This is a genomic window from Thermococcus barophilus MP, assembly GCF_000151105.2.
Lineage (GTDB): Archaea > Methanobacteriota_B > Thermococci > Thermococcales > Thermococcaceae > Thermococcus_B > Thermococcus_B barophilus.
In genome coordinates this window covers 1,104,374-1,124,096 of record NC_014804.1, presented here as the reverse complement: position 1 = coordinate 1,124,096, position 19,723 = coordinate 1,104,374, and the positions used below count along the sequence as shown (strand labels likewise).

The 19,723-nt window shown below is 42.1% G+C and carries 28 protein-coding genes and 2 tRNA genes; 18 read left to right on the top strand and 12 right to left on the bottom strand.

Going from position 1 to position 19,723, the window contains the following annotated elements; genetic code table 11:
- The first annotated feature begins 9 nt into the window (after positions 1 to 9).
- Genes TERMP_RS06415 through TERMP_RS06400 form a run of 4 tightly spaced genes read left to right on the top strand, consistent with a single transcriptional unit; the run spans position 10 to position 2,189 of the window.
- Positions 10 to 609: a DUF4443 domain-containing protein gene (locus tag TERMP_RS06415; RefSeq protein WP_048159949.1), complete on the top strand. Its 600-nt coding sequence runs from the start codon at positions 10 to 12 to the stop codon at positions 607 to 609.
- Positions 606 to 1,235, top strand: a complete 630-nt coding sequence (pyrF, locus tag TERMP_RS06410) for an orotidine-5'-phosphate decarboxylase (protein ID WP_013467563.1) — start codon at positions 606 to 608, stop codon at positions 1,233 to 1,235. The genes TERMP_RS06415 and pyrF overlap by 4 nt, the downstream gene beginning before the upstream one ends.
- On the top strand, positions 1,222 to 1,740 hold the full coding sequence (locus tag TERMP_RS06405) for an RNA-binding protein (RefSeq protein WP_013467562.1): 519 nt from the start codon (positions 1,222 to 1,224) through the stop codon (positions 1,738 to 1,740). Before pyrF ends, TERMP_RS06405 begins: the two co-directional genes overlap by 14 nt.
- Entirely contained in the window at positions 1,737 to 2,189 is a 453-nt protein-coding gene (locus TERMP_RS06400; RefSeq protein ID WP_013467561.1) for an adenylyltransferase/cytidyltransferase family protein, read from the top strand. The genes TERMP_RS06405 and TERMP_RS06400 overlap by 4 nt, the downstream gene beginning before the upstream one ends.
- Positions 2,190 to 2,226: 37 nt before the next feature.
- Here TERMP_RS06400 and TERMP_RS06395 read toward each other — a convergent pair whose 3' ends face one another.
- Genes TERMP_RS06395 through TERMP_RS06380 form a run of 4 tightly spaced genes read right to left on the bottom strand, consistent with a single transcriptional unit; the run spans position 2,227 to position 4,842 of the window.
- A complete protein-coding gene (locus tag TERMP_RS06395) occupies positions 2,227 to 2,565 on the bottom strand; it encodes a hypothetical protein (RefSeq protein ID WP_013467560.1) in 339 nt (112 codons plus the stop codon).
- On the bottom strand, positions 2,546 to 3,322 hold the full coding sequence (locus TERMP_RS06390; RefSeq protein WP_013467559.1) for a ParA family protein: 777 nt from the start codon (positions 3,320 to 3,322) through the stop codon (positions 2,546 to 2,548). Before TERMP_RS06390 ends, TERMP_RS06395 begins: the two co-directional genes overlap by 20 nt.
- A gap of 48 nt (positions 3,323 to 3,370) precedes the next feature.
- A complete protein-coding gene (gene ftsZ / locus TERMP_RS06385) occupies positions 3,371 to 4,603 on the bottom strand; it encodes a cell division protein FtsZ (RefSeq protein WP_013467558.1) in 1,233 nt (410 codons plus the stop codon).
- A 47-nt stretch (positions 4,604 to 4,650) separates the two neighbouring features.
- Entirely contained in the window at positions 4,651 to 4,842 is a 192-nt protein-coding gene (locus TERMP_RS06380; RefSeq protein ID WP_013467557.1) for a ribbon-helix-helix domain-containing protein, read from the bottom strand.
- A 214-nt stretch (positions 4,843 to 5,056) separates the two neighbouring features.
- Between TERMP_RS06380 and cgi121 the strand changes: the two genes are divergently transcribed.
- The 6 genes from cgi121 (at position 5,057) to TERMP_RS06350 (ending at position 10,021) form a co-directional block, all read left to right on the top strand.
- Positions 5,057 to 5,479, top strand: coding sequence for a KEOPS complex subunit Cgi121 (gene cgi121, locus TERMP_RS06375; RefSeq protein WP_013467556.1), 423 nt, complete (start codon positions 5,057 to 5,059; stop codon positions 5,477 to 5,479).
- Positions 5,480 to 5,613: 134 nt separating this feature from the next.
- Positions 5,614 to 6,789 carry an aminotransferase class I/II-fold pyridoxal phosphate-dependent enzyme gene (locus TERMP_RS06370; RefSeq protein WP_013467555.1) on the top strand — a complete coding sequence of 392 codons (1,176 nt, stop codon included), beginning with the start codon at positions 5,614 to 5,616 and terminating at the stop codon, positions 6,787 to 6,789.
- Positions 6,790 to 6,828: 39 nt separating this feature from the next.
- Positions 6,829 to 7,092: a TMEM165/GDT1 family protein gene (locus tag TERMP_RS06365; RefSeq protein ID WP_013467554.1), complete on the top strand. Its 264-nt coding sequence runs from the start codon at positions 6,829 to 6,831 to the stop codon at positions 7,090 to 7,092.
- A gap of 12 nt (positions 7,093 to 7,104) precedes the next feature.
- Complete coding sequence (locus tag TERMP_RS06360; RefSeq protein WP_013467553.1) at positions 7,105 to 8,298, top strand: MFS transporter; 1,194 nt, start codon at positions 7,105 to 7,107, stop codon at positions 8,296 to 8,298.
- A complete protein-coding gene (locus tag TERMP_RS06355; protein WP_013467552.1) occupies positions 8,295 to 8,621 on the top strand; it encodes a hypothetical protein in 327 nt (108 codons plus the stop codon). The genes TERMP_RS06360 and TERMP_RS06355 overlap by 4 nt, the downstream gene beginning before the upstream one ends.
- A 68-nt stretch (positions 8,622 to 8,689) precedes the next feature.
- A complete protein-coding gene (locus TERMP_RS06350; RefSeq protein ID WP_013467551.1) occupies positions 8,690 to 10,021 on the top strand; it encodes a leucine/methionine racemase in 1,332 nt (443 codons plus the stop codon).
- Between the two features lie 9 nt (positions 10,022 to 10,030).
- Here the strand turns inward: TERMP_RS06350 and TERMP_RS06345 are convergent, their stop codons facing one another.
- The 3 genes from TERMP_RS06345 to TERMP_RS06335 all read right to left on the bottom strand — a co-directional run bounded on the left by TERMP_RS06345 (position 10,031) and on the right by TERMP_RS06335 (position 10,968).
- Entirely contained in the window at positions 10,031 to 10,777 is a 747-nt protein-coding gene (locus TERMP_RS06345; RefSeq protein WP_013467550.1) for a 5-formyltetrahydrofolate cyclo-ligase, read from the bottom strand.
- A gap of 29 nt (positions 10,778 to 10,806) precedes the next feature.
- A tRNA-Gly gene (locus TERMP_RS06340) sits at positions 10,807 to 10,884 on the bottom strand.
- A 7-nt stretch (positions 10,885 to 10,891) separates the two neighbouring features.
- Positions 10,892 to 10,968: transfer RNA gene (locus TERMP_RS06335), tRNA-Phe, on the bottom strand.
- A gap of 158 nt (positions 10,969 to 11,126) precedes the next feature.
- Here TERMP_RS06335 and TERMP_RS06330 point away from each other — a divergent pair.
- The 5 genes from TERMP_RS06330 (at position 11,127) to TERMP_RS06315 (ending at position 15,510) form a co-directional block, all read left to right on the top strand.
- On the top strand, positions 11,127 to 11,630 hold the full coding sequence (locus tag TERMP_RS06330) for an Hsp20/alpha crystallin family protein (protein WP_013467549.1): 504 nt from the start codon (positions 11,127 to 11,129) through the stop codon (positions 11,628 to 11,630).
- 79 nt (positions 11,631 to 11,709) lie between these two features.
- The gene (locus tag TERMP_RS06325; RefSeq protein WP_013467548.1) at positions 11,710 to 14,100 is read left to right on the top strand and encodes a CDC48 family AAA ATPase; all 2,391 of its coding nucleotides are present in this window, start codon (positions 11,710 to 11,712) and stop codon (positions 14,098 to 14,100) included.
- A gap of 49 nt (positions 14,101 to 14,149) precedes the next feature.
- On the top strand, positions 14,150 to 14,611 hold the full coding sequence (locus TERMP_RS06320) for a hypothetical protein (protein ID WP_013467547.1): 462 nt from the start codon (positions 14,150 to 14,152) through the stop codon (positions 14,609 to 14,611).
- Entirely contained in the window at positions 14,595 to 14,744 is a 150-nt protein-coding gene (locus TERMP_RS11565) for a hypothetical protein (RefSeq protein ID WP_162467035.1), read from the top strand. The genes TERMP_RS06320 and TERMP_RS11565 overlap by 17 nt, the downstream gene beginning before the upstream one ends.
- Before the next feature lie 58 nt (positions 14,745 to 14,802).
- Entirely contained in the window at positions 14,803 to 15,510 is a 708-nt protein-coding gene (locus TERMP_RS06315) for a 2,3-bisphosphoglycerate-dependent phosphoglycerate mutase (protein ID WP_013467546.1), read from the top strand.
- Between the two features lie 33 nt (positions 15,511 to 15,543).
- Here the strand turns inward: TERMP_RS06315 and TERMP_RS11590 are convergent, their stop codons facing one another.
- A complete protein-coding gene (locus TERMP_RS11590; protein WP_013467545.1) occupies positions 15,544 to 15,690 on the bottom strand; it encodes a hypothetical protein in 147 nt (48 codons plus the stop codon).
- Positions 15,691 to 15,836: 146 nt separating this feature from the next.
- Between TERMP_RS11590 and TERMP_RS06310 the strand changes: the two genes are divergently transcribed.
- Positions 15,837 to 16,238, top strand: a complete 402-nt coding sequence (locus TERMP_RS06310) for a M67 family metallopeptidase (protein ID WP_048159782.1) — start codon at positions 15,837 to 15,839, stop codon at positions 16,236 to 16,238.
- Here TERMP_RS06310 and mobB read toward each other — a convergent pair.
- Positions 16,225 to 16,953 carry a molybdopterin-guanine dinucleotide biosynthesis protein B gene (mobB, locus tag TERMP_RS06305; RefSeq protein ID WP_013467543.1) on the bottom strand — a complete coding sequence of 243 codons (729 nt, stop codon included), beginning with the start codon at positions 16,951 to 16,953 and terminating at the stop codon, positions 16,225 to 16,227. The genes TERMP_RS06310 and mobB overlap by 14 nt on opposite strands.
- 5 nt (positions 16,954 to 16,958) lie before the next feature.
- Positions 16,959 to 17,171: an LSm family protein gene (locus TERMP_RS06300; protein WP_013467542.1), complete on the bottom strand. Its 213-nt coding sequence runs from the start codon at positions 17,169 to 17,171 to the stop codon at positions 16,959 to 16,961.
- Between the two features lie 63 nt (positions 17,172 to 17,234).
- Here TERMP_RS06300 and TERMP_RS06295 point away from each other — a divergent pair, with 63 nt between their 5' ends.
- Positions 17,235 to 18,059, top strand: a complete 825-nt coding sequence (locus TERMP_RS06295; RefSeq protein ID WP_013467541.1) for a hypothetical protein — start codon at positions 17,235 to 17,237, stop codon at positions 18,057 to 18,059.
- A gap of 70 nt (positions 18,060 to 18,129) precedes the next feature.
- On the opposite strand, the gene TERMP_RS06290 is transcribed toward TERMP_RS06295, so the two are convergent.
- Positions 18,130 to 18,876: a 6-hydroxymethylpterin diphosphokinase MptE-like protein gene (locus tag TERMP_RS06290; RefSeq protein WP_013467540.1), complete on the bottom strand. Its 747-nt coding sequence runs from the start codon at positions 18,874 to 18,876 to the stop codon at positions 18,130 to 18,132.
- The gene (locus tag TERMP_RS06285; protein ID WP_013467539.1) at positions 18,873 to 19,331 is read right to left on the bottom strand and encodes a Mut7-C RNAse domain-containing protein; all 459 of its coding nucleotides are present in this window, start codon (positions 19,329 to 19,331) and stop codon (positions 18,873 to 18,875) included. Before TERMP_RS06285 ends, TERMP_RS06290 begins: the two co-directional genes overlap by 4 nt.
- A 115-nt stretch (positions 19,332 to 19,446) precedes the next feature.
- Here TERMP_RS06285 and TERMP_RS11775 point away from each other — a divergent pair, with 115 nt between their 5' ends.
- Positions 19,447 to 19,716: a HEPN domain-containing protein gene (locus TERMP_RS11775; protein ID WP_081452209.1), complete on the top strand. Its 270-nt coding sequence runs from the start codon at positions 19,447 to 19,449 to the stop codon at positions 19,714 to 19,716.
- Positions 19,717 to 19,723 lie beyond the last annotated feature (7 nt).

The window sequence follows — 19,723 nt, the reverse complement described above, 5'->3', positions numbered from 1 at the left end:
GGTGAGGAAATGAGCTGGAAAAGAGGAGCTTATCCCGAGTTTACCCTTGAAGATGCAGTCGCAACACTTTTTCTCTTAAAAACTCCGAGAGGAAGAAAACAGATTTCTGAGGATCTTGATCTCGGCGAGGGAAGCGTTAGAACTCTTTTGAAGAAGCTTGCAAAGCTGGAATTAATTGAGTCAAAACAAAAGGGGCATTATTTGAATGAAAAAGGTCTTAATGTTCTGTTCCAAATACTAACTTTGTTCTCTGAGCCCGCTGAAGTTGAAAAAGTTGAAAACATGCCCACCTATGCCTTGATTGTTAAGAACCCACCCCAATTTAAAAGCATAGACCTTAGAGACGAAGCTATTCGCTATTTTGCCAAAGGTGCCATGATTTTGGTTTACAAAGCAGGTGAAATTGTATTCCCCGAAGATGAAAGACCATTAAAGGAAACTCTCCCCAGGCTTGCCGAAGACCTAAAAAAACTTAGCCCAAAAGAGGGGGATCTGATCGTTGTTACATGGGCTGAAAATAGAGCAGATGCAATTAAAAGCGCAATTCATGTTGCATTAACACTTAAAAAGAATGAACTCCCCAAGGAAATCCTTGAGGTGGGCGAATGATTATCTTGGCACTGGATGTTTATGAGAGAAAGAGGGCATTGAAAATAGCAGAGGAAACTAAGGACTACCTTTGGGCGATAAAGATCAACTGGCCTCTCATTCTTGGAAGCGGGATTGGAATAATTGGAGAGCTAAAAGAGAAAACAGGCTTACCGGTTATAGCTGACTTAAAAGTTGCTGATATCCCAAATACAAACAAACTCATTGCAAAGAAAGTTTTTGATAATGGGGCGGATTATATAATTGTTCACGGCTTTGTTGGAAGGGACAGTGTCAGGGCGGTTATGGAGGAGGGCAGTACGATTATCGTTGTGGAGATGAGCCATCCTGGAGCTGAGGAATTCATGCAGCCAATTACTGACAGACTTATAGAAATGGCGAATGAGCTTAAGCCTTTTGGAGTTGTAGCTCCTGGAACGAGGCCTGAAAGGATAAGATACATCAGAGAAAAGCTTGATGGGGATATAAAAATCTTCACTCCGGGAATAGGTGCTCAGGGTGGGAAAGCTAAAGAAGCTTTAAAAGCTGGTGCTGACTACATAATTGTTGGGAGAGCAATTTATAATGCTGATAATCCGAGAGAAGCTGTTAAAAGCCTTTGGGGTGAGCTGAATGCTGAAGATTAAGCATCCTTTAAGCAAGAAAGAGATTAAAGAGATAATACGGGAGATGAGTTCAATTTTTGGGGAGGAAGTTGCTAAGAAGCTAATAAGCAAAAAGGATAACGTTCAGCTTGCTGAATTTGATAAAACTACCCAAATACTTTTTGTAAATGGGAAGCCAATGTTTATAAAACGTCAGAACTTGGTATTTCCGCTTGTAATTGCTCTATATGAGCTGTCCAATGAGGAAGACTTGAGGAAATGGAAGCGAAGGGTTGTAGTTGATGAAGGTGCTGTTCCGTTCATCCTAAAAGGTGCCGATGTAATGGCTCCTGGAATAGTCGATGCAGATGAGGATATAAAAGAAGGAGATTTTGTATTTGTCGTTGAAGAAAATTATGGGAGACCTCTTGCAATTGGAATTGCGTTGATGAGCGGCAGGGATATGAAAGAAAAAAACAGAGGAAAAGCCGTAAAGGTAATCCACCACGCAAAGGACAAAATCTGGGAGCTGACGGTGGGACCATGAGTAAGGAGAGAGAAAAGAAGATAAGAGTCCTCGTCGGGGGAGTTTTTGACATTCTTCATGTTGGGCATATCCATTTTTTGAGTCAAGCAAAACAGCTTGGAGATGAGCTCGTTGTGATAGTGGCACATGATGAAACTGTTGTTAGGAGGAAGGGAAGACCTCCAATAAACTCAATGCATGAAAGGGCTGAAGTTTTAAAAGCCTTAAAGATGGTGGATGAGGTTTACATTGGGGAGCCTGATGGGATAAGTTTTGAGCTCGTGAAGAGGATAAACCCAGACGTTGTAGCTTTAGGACCTGATCAGGATTTTAAATGTGAAGAGCTTAAAAGACAACTGAGGCAGCACGGCATAAATGCGGAGGTTATAAGAATTCCCTATCTCTACAAAAGTGACGTCGCAAAAACAAGCAGAATAATAAAGAGGATAGTGGAAATATTCTGTGAGTGATTTTATCTCCTGATTTGAGCTGCTGGGTTAGTGGTGATTAAATGAGCTTGGCTTTCTCCAGATAGCTTCTTAAAAACTCTGGATCCTCTCTGAGCACAGCGCTCATCAGCTCATCAAAGTTCTTTTCGCCCATCGCCTTTTTGAGATAGTAGTACAGATTTACAGCATCTTCCACAATATTGCTCTGTCTTCTGCTTTCTTCAGCGTAAAGCTCAATTAGTTTTAAATTTGTGTCTTGGCTGATGTATAATGTTTTCTGCTTCTTGATTTTCTTAAGCTCCTCTCTTCTTTTATCAGCTTTCTTTGTCTTAGGTCTTGTGAGCTCGTCAATTGAGCCAGAAAATAGCTGTGGAATTTTACCTTTCTCCTTCGACAAGAGCAATCACCTCTTTTGCAAGCTTTAAAAATGCTTTGGCTGCTCTCCCATCACCCTCGAATTCAAATATGCTGATTCCCTGAGATTGAGCTTTTTCAAGAGCAACTGACTTAGGTATGGTTGTCAGCAATGGAGCATTTGGATACGTCTCTTTTAACTCCTTCAGCCGTGTAGCTGGAACTTTTGTCTGTCTTGTAAATTTATTGGGAATCAATCCAAGAAGTGTAAGGTTCTCGTTGGTCTCTTCCTTAATCATCTTCATAAGATTGAACATAAGCTGCATCCCGATAACTCCAAAATAGCTAAGCTCAAGGGGGATCAAAACATAATCTGAAGTTGTGAGTGAGTTCACAAGGAATATCCCCATACTTGGTGGATTGTCAATTAAAACATAATCGTACTCTGGGAGAACTGATTTCAATGCTTTTTCTAAGCGCCTTTCACGATTGTATGCATTAATTATCTCAATTTCTTTGGCAGAGAGATTCAGGTGAGAAGGAATTAGATGCAGATTTTCTCTGATTTCAATTATGGAATCCTCAACCCTGCTTTCCCTTGTCATTAATGTCCCAACATTGTTATCCTCATAGTTAAGAACCTCCATCCCTATTAATCCAAAAGTCAAGTTAAATTGTGGGTCTATATCGACTAAGAGAACCCTCCTCCCCATATTCGCGAGAGCAAAGCCGAGATTCATTGTTATTGTTGTTTTTCCGACTCCACCTTTTTGATTGGCTATACTAATGACTTTTGCCATGCTATCACCTTGTAATCTAATTTAGATAGAGAGAAAGAGGAAGAAACATCAAAACTGGTAAATATCTCTAAAGATTCTTTCTACATCTTCATTTACAGGTGGTTTAGATTTTTCACTTTTCATTGTGCTCTCGAAGATCCTTTCAAGTTTGGTGTCCTTTGTGATCATCTTTAGAGTATCTGTAGGCATGAGAATTCTGTTGTTGTCTTGAAGCGCGTTAACTTCACCGCTTAAAATGTGAGGAGAATTGACTCCAGTCATTATAACCATTGCCCTAACGGTTTTACCCAGATCCTCATCAATCATTGCACCCCACTTTATCTCCGACTTTGTGCCTAACTTCTCATAAACTATTTTCATTGCCTCGTGGACTTCACCAAGCTTTACATCTGGGCCAACCGTAAAGTGAATTAATGCCGCTTCGCCGCTTCCGAACTCAACCTCAAGCATCTTGTTGTTGAGAGCGTTAACTACAGCATCAACAGCCCTGTTCTTTGAGTCGCTCTCGCCTATACCTATCAAAGCAGCGCCACCATTTTTCATGACGCTGTAAACGTCAGCAAAGTCTATGTTAACTATAGAAGGGAGCTTTATTGTTTCCGTTATGCCCTTGACCATTCTTGCTATAATCTCGTCCGCAAACCTAAATGCAGCTGAGAGTGGCAGATTTGGAACGAGCTCTAAGAGCTTGTCATTTTCAATTATTACAACAGTATCTGAATACTGGAGCAAAGCCTGTATGCCCGCTTTCGCCTTCTCGATTCTTCTTGTTCCTTCAGTTGAGAATGGAAATGTTACAACACTCACAACAAGCGGTTCTTGATACCGACCATTGTTTCTTGCTACCTCTTTGATTATCCTTGCAACAACTGGTGCGGCTCCAGTTCCAGTACCATTGCCCATTCCAGCTGTTATGAAGACTAAATCAACGTCTCTAACTACTTCTGCAATTTCTTGGGCACTTGCTTCAGCTGCCAAGTATCCGATTCTTGGATCACCACCAGAACCCTTGCCGTGAGTTATGTTCTTCCCGAGAAGGATTTTTTTGTGAGCTTTAGTTCTCGCCAAATGCTGAGCATCGGTATTCATCGCAATTAATTCTGCACCTTGGACACCAAGCTCATAGAGTCGTGTTATAGTATTGTTCCCAGAACCTCCAACCCCGATGATTGCAATCTTAATCAGACCCTCTAAGTTTTCCTCATATTCCCCAAATTTTTCTTTTGTGTTTTCATCAAAGTCCAAGTTAATACCCGCCTGTTCCAAGAGTTTCCACACCATTGCCTTTAACCCCCGGGCTTAATTGTTAACTAATTGATCACAAACCCTTATTCGAGTATGTATTCAGGAGTTGTTCTTTCTTCTGTCTCAAGTTTGTAGAGCTCTTTCTTTATCAGCTCCCTGATAGCTTCTCTTATAACCTCACTTCTATTAGGATAAACCCCCCTCTTTACGAGGGTATCAATAGCATTCAGAAGACCTTGCGGTATCTGCACGCTAATTATTTTCATCTTTGTCATCGCTGAACCTCCAAGTACATGAAGCTGCTAATTTTTTCATTTGCTTTAAGTAGTTAAATATTTTTTGCTTTGGTCTTAATATTATGATAATATAAATTTCAAAAAATTTTAAAAAATTGGCAAAATAATTAAGGATTTTTTATCATTGGATATTATTGAGTGCAAGGGAAAGAGTTTAATATCTTGCATTTATAGTGAAATTGGAGGTGTAAGGTTGAAGGTAGTAAAATTGGGCAAGCATGAAATTGCAATTAGTAGAATTGTGCTCGGAGATGTTTCGTGGATCTTTGAAGAGCTTGGTGATAATATGCAAATAGCAAGTGTTGAATGCTGGGAACAACTTGTGTTCGCTACTATCTTGGCGTTAAAGTCATTTGAGCGAGGAACAAATAAAGCAAAAACAGTGAAGGGGGAAATTCTTCTCAGGCTTGCAGGGACTCTGCAAATTGGAGAAGCAATAAAAAAAGTTGGTGCCAAAAAGGGTGAAAACTTCATTGTAGCTTTTGGTCAAAATGCCCGGAAGACCCTTGAAGACTTTCTTAAAAAGAACTCACTAAAGGAGATTCCCCTTGTTGACTGTGACGTGGAAAAGGTGAAGAGGCTTTTTGAACAGGCAGCCATAGTTGAAGCTCTTTGACTTTTCTGAAAATTTGCCATAATGTCTGTATTTTATTGAATTTTGTTTCACTAATATATCAAAAAGCAGAAAATCCTTCTCGATAAGTTTATAAGAATATTAATTCACCCTCTAAATGCCACGGGGGGATGATTATGCGTTATAAGAGACACAGATATTTTATAGCGGAGCGTGTCAACTTAATTCAACGCTCAAAGATCAGAGAGCTTTTTGAAAAAGCAAGAAAAATAGAAAATGTAATTTCTCTTGGAATTGGAGAACCTGACTTTGACACACCAGATAATATAAAGGAAGCCGCAAAAAGGGCATTGGATGAAGGATGGACTCATTACACCCCAAACGCTGGAATCCCAGAGCTTAGACAAGCCATAAGTGAATATTACAGGGAGATGTACAACTTAGATGTTCCAACTGACAACATTATAGTAACTGCTGGTGCTTATGAAGCAACATACTTAGCCTTTGAGACCCTCCTCGAAAGAGGCGACGAGGTCATAATCCCAGATCCTGCGTTTGTCTGTTATGCTGAAGATGCTAAGCTTGCCGAGGCGGGAATAGTGAGGCTTCCATTAAGAGAGGAAAATGGTTTTCAGCCAGATCCAGACGAGCTTTTGGAGCTCATAACAAAGAGGACAAGGATGATAGTGATTAACTATCCCAACAATCCAACTGGTGCTACAATGGATGAAGAAACTGCAAAAGCTGTTGCGGATATTGCTGAAGACTATAATCTCTACATTCTCAGCGATGAACCTTATGAGCACTTTCTTTATGATGGTGCAAAGCACTACCCAATGCTTAAATATGCCCCGGACAATACGATTTTGGCAAATAGCTTCTCCAAAACATTTGCGATGACCGGCTGGCGTTTGGGCTTTGCAATCGCACCAAAGGACATTATCAGGGACATGATAAAGCTCCATGCATATGTTATCGGAAACGTTGCGTCCTTTGTTCAGGTTGCGGGAATTGAAGCCTTAAGGAGTCCAAAGAGCTGGGAAGCTGTTGAGAAGATGAGAGAGGAATATGCTGAGAGAAGAAAGATAGTTCTCGATGCAATTAAAGAAATGCCTTATATTTCTGCATTCGAACCTAAAGGTGCATTTTACATCTTTGCAAACATAAAAGAGACTGGGATGACAAGTGAGGAGTTCAGTGAATGGCTTTTGGAGAAAGCTAAGGTAGTTGTAATTCCAGGAACAGCATTTGGAAAGAATGGAGAAGGATATGTAAGGATAAGCTATGCAACAAAGAAAGAAAAACTCATTGAAGCTATGAAAAGGATGAAGAAAGCTTTGGAAGAGCTTTGAAGTTTCATTTTCCTTTTCACATCTTTGGGAGGAGGTCAAATGAAAGAAGTGCTCTATGTCTTTGTTGCAATATTCCTTGCCGAGCTTGGTGATAAAACACAGTTGGCTACAATAGCGTTTGCATCAAAATATGGATGGGCTAAAGCGTTTACCGGCGCTATTTTGGGACTCGCTCTGGTGAATTTGATAGGTGCTTTTGTTGGTGAAAAAATTGGGGAAGCCCTACCCGTGGAGATAATCCACAAAGGAGCAGGAGTGCTGTTCATTATATTCGGCTTGCTGATGTTCTTTGGAAAAATTTAGTGGGGTGAGAAAATGAATCGCTGGAGGTCTGTGATCCTGAATACAATTGTCATGACCGCTGGATTTGGAACGCTCACCATGATGAGCGTCGCTAAGCCAGATGTGATTGCCCATTTTGGAATCAGCAGCGATGCCTTTGATCTGCAGCACATAGCCTATGTTTTTGGTCTTTTTGTCGCATTTCTTTTGGGGCATACAAGAATTTATGAAGGGAGCTTTAAGAGGAGCGTTGCAATAGCCCTAAGCTGGGCTGCAGTTCCGCAACTGCTCATTCCTTACGCTCCAAACTGGTATGTTGCAGTTTTCTTAAGATTCATCCAAGGTTTCGTGGTTACTCTCGTTCCACTCTTCAGCACTCAGATAGCAAGGTACTTTGTTGCTGAAAGGCCATTTGCAAAGGGTATAATCCTTTCTGGAATCTTCTGGGGCGGGGTTTTTGGCTCAATGAGTGCTAAATATTTAATCCATGCATTTGGATGGAAGGGGGGCTTTTTAGTTACAGTCCTCATAATGTACGCAGTTCTACTGATATGGTGGCTCTTTACAGAGGACTTTGAAATAATCCACGAAAGGGGAGAAGCAAAGATAAACGTCTGGAAGCTCAAGTTTACATGGGTTTTGGGATTCACGTTCTTTCCGGCTTTATGGGTAATCTTCACGATTGTTGGCTTCTCAGCCTCAATCGCCTATGACATGGGCTGGACAAAGGCTCATGTAGCAACACTAAGCACGAACCTCAATATCTCCAAGGCAATCTGGTCAATTGTATTTGGATACATAGGATATCTGCTTTCAAGGAAGAATCCAACCTCAAGAGGTCTATTTAGGGCTATTGTCCAGGTTATGGTAATATCATATATGTTATCTTTTGTGGGACTGATTGTCTACGCCAAAGCAATGCTCAGCGGAAACTATACCATTGCTTTAGCAGCAGTCTGGCTTGTTGGAACAATTCAAGGAACAGGTCCAGCATTCTGGACATCAGCACCGGCAACATATCCAAAGAGTGTTTATCCAAGAGCTTCATTCGCATTGGGGCTTATTTCAAACACGGCAAACATAGTAGCACCTTCAATTACGGATCTACTGGCGAGGCATAGCGTTGGATTGGCATTTGGTGAACTGGCACTCATGCCCCTGGTGGGTATACTAACATTGATTGCAGTTTCAAGAATGAAGATGCCCGTGGAGGAGTTCGGAGAATGAAACCAAGGCCCATCTTAATTCTTTTCTTTCTTTTAATGAGCATATACTTCTATGGATTGGGCTTGCTGAGCATTAGTGACAAGCTCATGTTTCTGGGATTCTGGGGTATTGGTTCAATTCATCTCCTGATTAGCTTTGGAATTTTTCTTGGAAAAGACATCGCAATAACAACCGCCACTTATGTAGCTCTTTTGGATTTCCTGTTTGGTCTGTTGTGGGGCATAGTGGGACTTACACTGTCATCCTTCACACTTGCCATACTGTCGGCATTGGCTCTTTTTCTCCTACTGGATGAAGACGTTCGTATGAATTTAAAAGTTTGACATTTGTTCAAACCTATAGCCAAAAATCCTATTTAGATGTTAATCTTACTTATGCTGTGGCGATAATTATGAAAAGAGACGAGATTATTTCTCGATATTCAAAAGTGTTTCCAAAGGCAGCCCGTGTTACCTATGCTCCCATTGTTGGTGTTAAGGCAAAAAACGCCAAAGTTTGGGACATTGAGGGAAGGGAATACATAGACTTCCTCTCTGATGCTGCCGTCCAAAACGTCGGGCATAACAATGATAGGGTTGTAAAAGCTATAAAAGAGCAGACGGACAGATTAGTTCACTTCACATTCATCTATGGTTTTCCCATAGAGCCCCTTTTGTTGGCGGAGAAACTTGTTGAGATCTCACCAATAAAAAGCGCCAAAGTCGTCTTGGGATTGAGTGGCAGTGATGCAAATGATGGTGCAATAAAGTTTGCAAGGGCATACACTGGAAGGAGGACACTCCTGGGATATTTAGGAAGCTATTACGGGGCAACGTATGGTGCTATGAGCATAACTGGGCTTGATTTTGAAATTAGGGCACTGGTTGGTGAGCTAAGTGATATCCACTACATTCCATTTCCTGACTGTTACAGATGTCCCTTCGGACAGGAAAGAGGAAAATGTCACTTTGAGTGCATATCCTACCTTGAATATAAATTTGAACGTGAAGTGTATGCAGAAGGGGTCGCTGCTCTGTTTGCTGAGCCTATCCAGGGAGATGCTGGGATGATAGTCCCGCCTGATGACTATTTTAGAAAGCTGAAGAAAATTCTTGACGAATATGGAATTCTCTTAGTTGTTGACGAAGTTCAAAGCGGGTTAGGAAGGACAGGAAAATGGTTTGCAATTGAGCACTTTGGAGTTACACCAGACATAATAACTATTGCAAAACCTTTGGGAGGGGGATTACCGATAAGCGCTATCATCGGACGGGGGGAGATCATGGAGTCGTTACCGGCTTTGGGACATACGTTTACACTCAGTGGGAACCCAGTAACAAGCAGAGCAGCTTTAGCGGTTATTGAAGAAATTGAAGAAAAGAATTTGCTCAAAAGAGCTGAAGAGCTTGGAGAGTACACTATGAGAAGACTCAAAAAAATGCAGAAAGAGCATGAACTTATTGGTGATGTCAGGGGAAAAGGTCTGATGATCGGTATAGATTTAGTGAAAAACAGAGAAACAAAGGAGAGAGCTTTCGACGAGGCTAAGAAAGTTGTTTGGAGAGCTTATGAGCTCGGTCTAATATTGGCATTCCTCCATGGGAATGTCCTCAGAATCCAGCCACCTTTGACGATAGAGAAGGAGCTTCTGGATGAGGGCTTGGATAAACTGGAGCAAGCAATTGAAGACGTTGAAAATGGGAAAGTTGATGACAAAGTTTTGAAAATAGTGAAGGGCTGGTGAGATCCCGGATCATCTGACTTTGACGTAGCCGAGTCTTATAAGTTCATCAAGCAGAGGTATCTCATTGATTTTCTCTTTCTTCAAACTTTCCGGAATTATTCCAAATGGCTTATCGCATCGGTTACATCTTATAACTCTCTTTGGAGTCACAATTATGTTAAGTGGAAGATCGTGAGGCTTCTTTGGAATATTATCGACTATCTGAAGCTCAGACACAGTTGTTGCAATTGGGGTGTTCTTATCTACTTTTCCCAGTAGAGAAAGAATCCCCCACTCTATGTCCCCATACCCCTCTCCCTTTCCCAGCCTGTTGCAGTTCCTATCAACGGCAACACTGCCCTCAACCACGAGGTCAATTTTTGGAATTTCTTTTTCAATGTCCCTTAGAGTGGGTAGCAGTTTTCCAAATTTAAAAGCGCCTCTAATTGTGGAAGCAAAAGAGTAGTAGCTCTTGGGAATTAAACTTGGATTTATGAGGAGGAACCCTCTCTTTATCCTTGGAGTTGGCATGATGAGCAGTTTTCCCTCCTTCAGTGCTTGCACTCTTACTGGTCTCTGTGGACTGTCAGGATTTATCTTAATGACCTCAGCTTTTTTCCATTCCTCAAGTGAGGATAATCTTTTTGCGGCAATTTCGGCACCTCTAAAGTTGGGTATCCTTCCTCGAATTGGTTTTGGTGGCATTGCTTCTCCAGTTTCCTCCAGCAGTCTCCAGATTTTCTCCCTAATTTCGGCTCTAATACCATCTATATCCATTTGGACCACCAAAACCTCAGAACAGATTGTGGTGCGGTGGCCGGGATTTGAACCCGGGTCGCCGGCTTGGAAGGCCGGCGTCCTGGACCAGGCTAGACTACCACCGCACAAAAGTGGTGGGGCGAGGGGGATTTGAACCCCCGACACCCGGATCTTCAGTCCGGCGCTCTCCCAGGCTGAGCTACCGCCCCACCGTCCAAAGAATAAAGGAAAGATTCTGGCTTATAAACCTTGCGGTTTAGGAAGATGAACACTTAAGTTCACCGATGGTTACCACTTGGCACGAAAACTTTATAAAGATTGAATATTTTAGTAACTATTGGTAACCAAAAATGGGGGGGTGAGAGGTATGGTGAGAAGGGTGAGAAGGTGGGATATCTGGGATCCGTTCGACATAATGAGAGAGATTCAGGAGGAAATTGATAGCATCTTCAACGAGTTCTTCAGAGGCCCAAGGCTCTGGAGCTACAGAAGATGGAGCGAACCAGAGTATTTTGAGGAGAGAATTGAGGGGGTCTGGAGAGAGCCGTTCGTTGACATCTTTGACAACGGCAACGAGTTCATAATTACCGCTGAGCTCCCAGGTGTAAGGAAAGAAGACATTAAGGTTAGGGTAACTGATGACACTGTCTATATTGAAGCTCAAGTGAGGAGAGAGAAGGAACTTGAGAGAGAAGGAGCAATAAGGGTTGAAAGGTACTACAGCGGTTACAGAAGAGTCATCAGGCTTCCAGAGGAGGTTATTCCGGAGAAAGCGAAAGCAAAGTACAACAACGGTGTCCTTGAGATCAGGATTCCAAAGAAGCACCCAACAAAGAAGGAAGGGGAAGGATTTGAGGTTAAGGTGGAGTGAAGGAGTTTCATTTTTTTCAAAATTTTTGTTTTAGCTACTCACGATCATCTGCTCATCAAAAAGAAGTGAGGTGGTGTTAATGGCAGATAAAAGGGAAATTAAGCTTAAGGTTGCTTCCGCTTACCAGAGAGATGTTGGTAGGGGGATAGTTAGGATTGATAGAAAGGCTATGCGTACAATTGGCGTTCAACCAGGGGACATAGTAGAGATAATTGGGACAAAGAACACAGCGGCAGTTGTCTGGCCGGCATATCCAGAGGATGAAGGATTGGACATCATCAGGATGGACGGTACAATCAGAAAGAATGCAGGGGTTGGACTTGGAGACGAGGTGACTGTAAGAAAGGCTGAGGTCAAAGAGGCAAAGAAAGTTGTCTTGGCTCCAACGGAGCCAATCAGATTTGGAGCAGACTTCGTTGACTGGCTACACTCAAGGCTCATTGGAAGACCAGTGGTTAGAGGGGACTACATCAAGATCGGCGTCCTTGGACAGGAGCTTACCTTCGTTGTAACAGCAACGACACCAGCCGGAATCGTCCAGATCACAGAGTTTACAGACTTCACAGTTAGTGAAAAACCTGTTAAAGAGGTTGCAAAGACTGCAGCATTAGGAGTTACCTACGAGGACATCGGTGGTCTCAAGGATGTAATCCAGAAGATCAGGGAGATGATTGAACTCCCACTTAAACACCCCGAGATCTTTGAAAAGCTTGGAATTGAGCCGCCTAAGGGAGTTTTGCTTTATGGTCCACCGGGAACCGGTAAAACTTTGCTCGCAAAGGCTGTTGCAAATGAAGCAAACGCTCACTTTATAGCCATCAACGGTCCGGAAATCATGAGCAAATACTATGGAGAGAGCGAAGAAAGACTGAGAGAAGTCTTTAAAGAGGCTGAGGAAAACGCTCCGAGCATAATCTTCATTGACGAGATTGATGCAATTGCACCTAAGAGAGGTGAGGTTACTGGAGAGGTCGAGAAGAGGGTAGTTGCTCAGCTCTTGGCATTAATGGATGGTCTCAAGAGCAGAGGAAAGGTCATTGTCATAGGTGCAACTAACAGACCAGATGCCCTAGACCCAGCTTTAAGAAGGCCTGGAAGATTCGACAGAGAAATTGAGGTTGGTGTTCCAGACAGACAGGGAAGAAAAGAAATCCTCCAGATTCACACAAGGGGGATGCCAATTGAGCCAGAATTCAGAAAGAGCGAGGTTAAGAGAATCTTGGAAGGACTTAGAGGAGATGAGAGGTTCAGGGATATCATCAATAGGGCGATTGAGAAAGTCGAGAGAGCCAAGGATGAAAAGGAAATTCAAGACATACTCAAAAACCTTGATGAGAGACTTTACGATGAGGTCAAGCACCGCTTAATTGATGCACTATTAGAGGAGCTTGCAGATAAGACGCATGGATTCGTAGGTGCAGATTTGGCAGCTTTAGCAAGAGAAGCTGCAATGGCTGCACTGAGGAGATTAATCAAAGAAGGTAAGATTGACTTTGAGGCGGAGCACATTCCAAAGGAAGTGCTGGAGGAGCTCAAAGTTACTAAGAGAGACTTCTACGAAGCATTGAAAATGATAGAACCCTCAGCACTCAGAGAAGTACTCCTTGAGATTCCAAATGTAAGATGGGACGACATAGGTGGGCTTGAGGAGGTTAAGGAGGCTTTGAGAGAGGCAGTTGAGTGGCCGCTCAAGTATCCAGAGGCGTTTCAGGCATTGGGAATTAACCCACCAAAGGGAATCCTCCTTTACGGACCGCCAGGAACAGGTAAAACGTTGTTAGCTAAGGCAGTGGCAACGGAGAGCGAGGCTAACTTCATTGGAATCAGGGGTCCGGAAGTGTTGAGCAAATGGGTTGGTGAGAGCGAAAAGAACATCAGGGAAATCTTCAGGAAGGCAAGGCAGGCTGCACCAACGGTGATATTCATTGACGAAATTGATGCTATAGCACCAAGAAGAGGAACCGACGTGAACAGGGTGACAGACAGACTAATCAACCAGCTCCTCACAGAGATGGACGGTATTGAAGAGAACAGTGGTGTTGTTGTCATTGCAGCAACTAACAGACCTGATATCTTGGATCCAGCTTTGCTCAGGCCTGGAAGATTTGACAGGTTAATCTTAGTCCCAGCACCAGACGAAAAAGCAAGATATGAGATATTCAAGGTGCACACGAGAAAGATGCCTCTATCTGAGGATGTTGACCTCAAAGAGTTGGCCAAGAGAACTGAAGGATACACAGGTGCAGACATCGCGGCGGTCTGCAGAGAGGCGGCAATGAACGCAATGAGAAGAGCACTCAAGGAAGGGATTATCAAGCCAGGCGTTAAGATGGATGAGGTTAAGCAGAAAGTCAAAGTTACAATGAAGGACTTCGAAGAAGCTCTTGAGAAAGTTGGGCCAAGTGTTAGCAAGGAAACGATGGAGTACTACAAGAAGATAGAGGAGCAGTTCAAGAAGATGAGGGGTTGATTGCCCCTACATTTTTAATCTTTTTTGCCTCATACATTTGGGTGATCATATGAAGAAGATGTTTCTGGTTTTTCTTGCAATAGTTTTGATGATGTACTTCTATCCCCTTTCGATACTCCCGCTTCTAATCCTCGCCCGGGAATGGGGAGAATTTAGGGAGGAGTGGATGAAGTCTGCCCTGTTCATAGGAGCATCAATACCATTATACGGGGCCAAAATATTCCTTGGAATTTCGGGTTGGGCGAAAATCCTCGGAATATCTACCCTCAGTGTTTCACCTTTCATCAGGTGGGCGGTTTATCTGTTATTCACGACTCTTCAAACGCTGGCTATTTACTACATCTACTGCGTTTCAAAGAGCATCGGAAAATACGGAAGAACTGGAGGTCTTGCAATGCTAATAGCGGTTCCCCTTCATCTGCTAAGCCTCAAATTGTATTTCATCCTGACGTGGATTGGGTTAATCCTCTTTCTGCTCAGTCTTAAAAAGAAAAATGAGGTTATGGAGTGATTTACGGAGTTCTGCTCAGCATACCAAGAAGCAAGTTAGGAAATATGAGGACATGAATAGTCAGGGTAATGTTTTGAGCTTCACTGAGGCAAGGTACAAAGGCGGTGTTGCTTTTGTGATGCTTGCATGCTGAAGGAAATGGAGAACAATGTTTTTAACTCCTTTTTATTTGTTTTTCTTAGGTGGATTTAATGGCATTATTGGTTTTAGTCAGACATGGCGAAAGCCTGTGGAACAGGCTGAACATTTTTACAGGCTGGGTGGATATTCCTTTAAGCGAAAATGGTATTCGAGAGGCATTAAAGGCTGGCGATCTTCTGAAGGATTACAAGTTTGACGTGATTTTTACTTCTGAGCTTGTGAGAGCCATTCAGACGGCAATGCTGATAATGAGCAGAAATAAGCACGGAGTTGCAAAGATTGAGCATGAAAATGGAAAGATGAAAGAATGGGGCACTGTTTACGGAGAACACGGAAGAAATTACATTCCTGTTTATAAGGCTTGGCAGCTTAATGAGCGCTATTATGGAAAGCTCCAAGGCTGGAACAAGGATTATGCAAGAAAGGTTTATGGTGATGAACAAGTTCTGCTTTGGAGACGAAGCTATGACATAGCACCACCGGGAGGGGAGAGTTTAAAAGATACTGCCAAAAGAACGATACCTTATCTAAAAGAGAGAATAATTCCAGAGCTTGAGAAAGGTAAGAATGTCTTGGTTTCAGCCCATGGAAACAGTTTAAGGTCGGTCGTAATGCATATTGAAAATCTCACAAAGGAAGAGGTGCTTAGACTCAACATACCTACGGGAATACCCCTAATCTATGAGTATAAAAATAGAAAGCTCATTAGGAAAGGGTATCTTACAGAAAGGGGATTTATAAATAAGCTGATTGAGTAAAAAAAGTGGGGAGAAGAAGGCAAAAGCGGAGCGTTATATGATCTCAACTTCGACTTTAACTGCTCCCATCATTCTTATCTTCCTTCTCGCAATTTCAACAGCTTTTTCAAAGCTGTTCACAACCACAATTTCCTCCTCTGGAAGCGAGTTTAGTTTGTAGTAGACTATTCTTGCCAACATGCTCTTACCCTCCTGTATATCACCATTAGTGTTATGACATTGCAGTCCTCATTTGATGAGTGTGTCAAGTATTTAAACGTTTTTGTATTAAAACGATCATTAATGAACAGAAAAATTTAACTGTCATTGACGAAAAATGAACATCTATGAGGCTGATCATCAAACATGAACATCTATTCATGATTTTAGAGAGGGCTAAGGAAAGCAAAATTGAGATATGCGGCTTCCTCTTGGGAAAACAACAAGATGATGTCATCGTCGTTAAAGAGGTTATTTTCACAAAGAACAAGCTGAATTCTCCAACCGCTTTTGAAATAGATCCTCTTGAGATTGTTGAGGTTCTTGACTATGCAGATGAGAAGAACCTTGAGCCTGTAGGAATCTTTCACTCCCATTTATGCAAACCTATTCCTTCAGGGAGGGACATTAGGGGAATGAAGCTCTGGAGAAATGTATGGCTTATCGTGGACAACAAAGGGAGTTATGGGGCGTTCATCTTAAAAGACGGGAAAATTAAGGAGGTGGAAGTTGAGGTTATTCGATCTTGATCTCGATCTTTCCGTCTCTGTATCCCTTCATCGAGGAAAGCAGACCTCTTATTGTTTTCTCCACCATTTCCTGCACCCAGTCCTTCATTGGAAGAGTCTTTCCATCAATCTTGACAACAACTTTTGGCTTCGAGCTTATGACCTTACAGTCGTTGAGAGTTTTTTCGCCTTTAACGATGAACTTTGCCATCTCATAGCACGTGAACCCGCACATATGGCAGTCAATGTTAGGGAGCATGAATGCTTTTTTCTCAATCAAGTCAGCGAGCTTCTCTGGTTCTTCAAAAGCGTTTATTATTGGCAAGCCGTCAATATTTCCCATCTTTTCATTGGCTATAATCCCACTCACGGCTATGGCAAGCCCGTCGTTCAGCTCTTTGACATCACTTTCATCCCTGGCACAGATGATCTTAGGTACGTGCTTTATGCTCTTAAATCCTTCAAGTAAAAGGAAATCCACTTCCGGCATAACTGAGAAGAATGCGTTTATATCATCTGCTTTGAACAGAAGAGCATCGGTATCTTGGGCTTTAACGAGGACATAGTCTGCGATCTGCCTGAACTTCCATGTATCACTTCCCTCCTTGTCAAGATCTGCATGCATGCTTTTTGCTATGCCTATTTTGTAACCCCTCTCTTTTAGCACTTTAGCAACTCTTTGTAAACTTGCAGTCTTTCCACTTTTTTTATATCCCACAAATGCAACAGCTTTCATATTTATCACTCCATGAGCATTATCCAGCTCACATCGTCAATTCTGACTAAAAGCTGTTTTCCCTTGTTTCCAACAACATCTGTAACATCTTCGAGGAGGAGAGACTCTCCGTCAAATTCCCTGAGAATACCGATGAATGAATGCTCTCCATTAACTGCCAGTGCGATTTTCCTATCTTTCCACTTTTTTAGGGTCTCGTCGAGTAGGGGTTCACTCATAATTGCTCACCTATCATGCAAAAGTCTATAAGCCTTTTTATCCTTTCCGTTTCTGGTGATCACATGAGGTTTGCAACTAAAAATGAGGCTGTGAAGGATGCCTTCATTAACGAACTGAAAAATAGTGGGATAAGATTTAAAGTTAAAGAAAGGCTCAGCTATGAGACTTTTATTGGCTACATGATTGAGGGGACTCTCGAAGAGATTAGAGCACAGATCGATGCTCTAAGCGGTGAGGAGAAAGAGGTCATCCTGAGAGGGTTTCAGTCGTTTAAGGAACAAATCTTTCATGCACTTGAGCACTTAAAAGAAGGAGAGACCTTTGAGAATCTGCTGAGCGAAGGCTATTGGATGGGAGATATAATAGACCAGCTCATGAAGAATTCTGCTCTTGATATTAAGGAGAACAAGGTGAAGCTGAAGGAGAGGATTGATGCCACAAAGCTAAAATTTCAATTCCGCTTCCCTTATGAATTGGCAAAGCAGGTTGATGTCATCGAAAAAGTTGCAAAGCAGTTTGCTTTTATCGATTTAGTTCCTGAGTGGGAGATTGAGATAAAGGAACTCAGAATTGAAAGGGTAAATCAAGCCCTGCAAATTGCGGCAAAGTATTTCCCAGAAAAAGATGTAATGAATGTATACTTCGCTTTGATTGGGAAATCAATACTTGCCAACGAAATTCTAAAGTCTCTCGGAAATGAAAAGATTCCTGTAGATGTTATCATTAAGGAGTTCTTGAGGATATTTCCATTTGAAATTCCAACGGAAAGAGGGGTGATGGTAATCAATGCAACTGAGAGATCCCTTTATGCCATTTTAAAGGAACTTGAGAAATTTGGCTACATAGATATAAAAGGAAACAAAGTCAGAAAAATCAGGGAACTGTGATCTTAAAAGCGGTCTTAGTGATGATGACACTTTGACCATCTGATACATGATGAGTACGGGAGTGACTGAGCTACCTTTCAATGTAGCATTTGGATATTGCATAATCAATTGGATGACACACTATACGCCTTATCTTAGCCTTTCCATTCTTTTTCAGCCACTGTAAGAGCTTCTGGGCAAATTCAAACTTTTTCCTTTTGGACTCCCAGATTGGTGCGTGTTCCTTTAGATGTGGCTTGCTCCACTTTCCGACCACATCCCCAAAATCAAACCCTACTAATATTATTTCCTCCGCTCCAAATTCTTCTGCCAGGAAGACAGCTCTATCTCCATCAGTAAAGCCGCCAAAGTTGTGGACTATATCCAAAGGTTCTGTCTGGCATGTACCGAGAACCTTTTCGAGCTGTGGGACGTATTCTTTTAGCTTCTCAATGTTGTCCCCATGAGCATGAACCACGATGTATGCTCCAAGTAAGTCAGCCCTCCTTATGTCTTCAAAACGTCCGTCAAGATCTGTAACGACGATGTCTGGGACTAATCCAAACTCCAAAAGCGCGGAGGTTGCTCCATCCGCGGAGATCTTAATCCCATCTTTAAATGACAGATACTTCAAAGCAAGCTCCAAACTCGGTCCTGCTCCAAAAATGTACACCTTTTTGCCTTCGATTATCTCTCTCAGATAATGAGGCTTTATGTAGTTTTTGTTCTTAAGGAGCAACTCCTGGAGGATTTCAGCTGCCTCCCTATCTTTCATCACATCATATCCCATTGTAGTAACTATCTCATTGTAAAACGGCTTCCACTCTTCGAATTTCATATGCTCTCCCTCAGTTTTTTGTCTATCTTTACCATCTCTTGCCACTGCCTCCCAGGCCAGTAAATTTGACCGCATTCAGTGCAGATATAGAATTCGTTGTATTTCTCATAAACTCCTGGGGGAACTTTATCTTTTATTTTTTCTTTAGGTATCTCTTTTATCAGCCCATTGCACTTTGGGCATCTTGCATTCTCTGGGAACAGTTCATTGAATGTGAATCCAAGCTCCATAAGCTGTTTTATCTGCTCCTCGAATTTATTTGAGCTTATCAGAATGGCATTTTTTGCTCTCTTTGCCAGCTCCTCGTCTCTTGTAAGAATTATTCTCCCCTCTTTTTTAGCAATCTCAATGATTTCGTCATCATCTTTAACCCCATACACTGTATCATAGCCGTAAAGCCTTAACCACCTTGCTAAGCGGCCAAGCATCATATCAGCTATAAGCTTCGGCTTCATTTTTACCAAAAGTTATTAAGATTCAGGATTAAAAGTCCTTTTGGTGATACTATGCATTACGAGGAAGTTGAACTTTTAAAAAGAAGGGCGAAGGTGCTTTGGGAGGCAGGGGAATATTTTCTTTGAAAAAGGTGCTTATGATCTCGCATCATTTAATTTTGGGCAATCAGTCCAGCTTGAACTAAAAGCTATTTTACTTGAATACTTCGGAAAAGAAAGTGAAGTTAGGGAATTTATAAGAAGACACAGAAATGACATTAAAGCATTAGAAGATGCTTACACAGACACAAGATATGAGCCCGTTGTGTACAGGGATTATGATGCCGAGGCTATAAAAGCTGCTGCTGAGTTAAGTCTCCAATTTGTGAGGAGTCTGGTGGGATAAATATGGC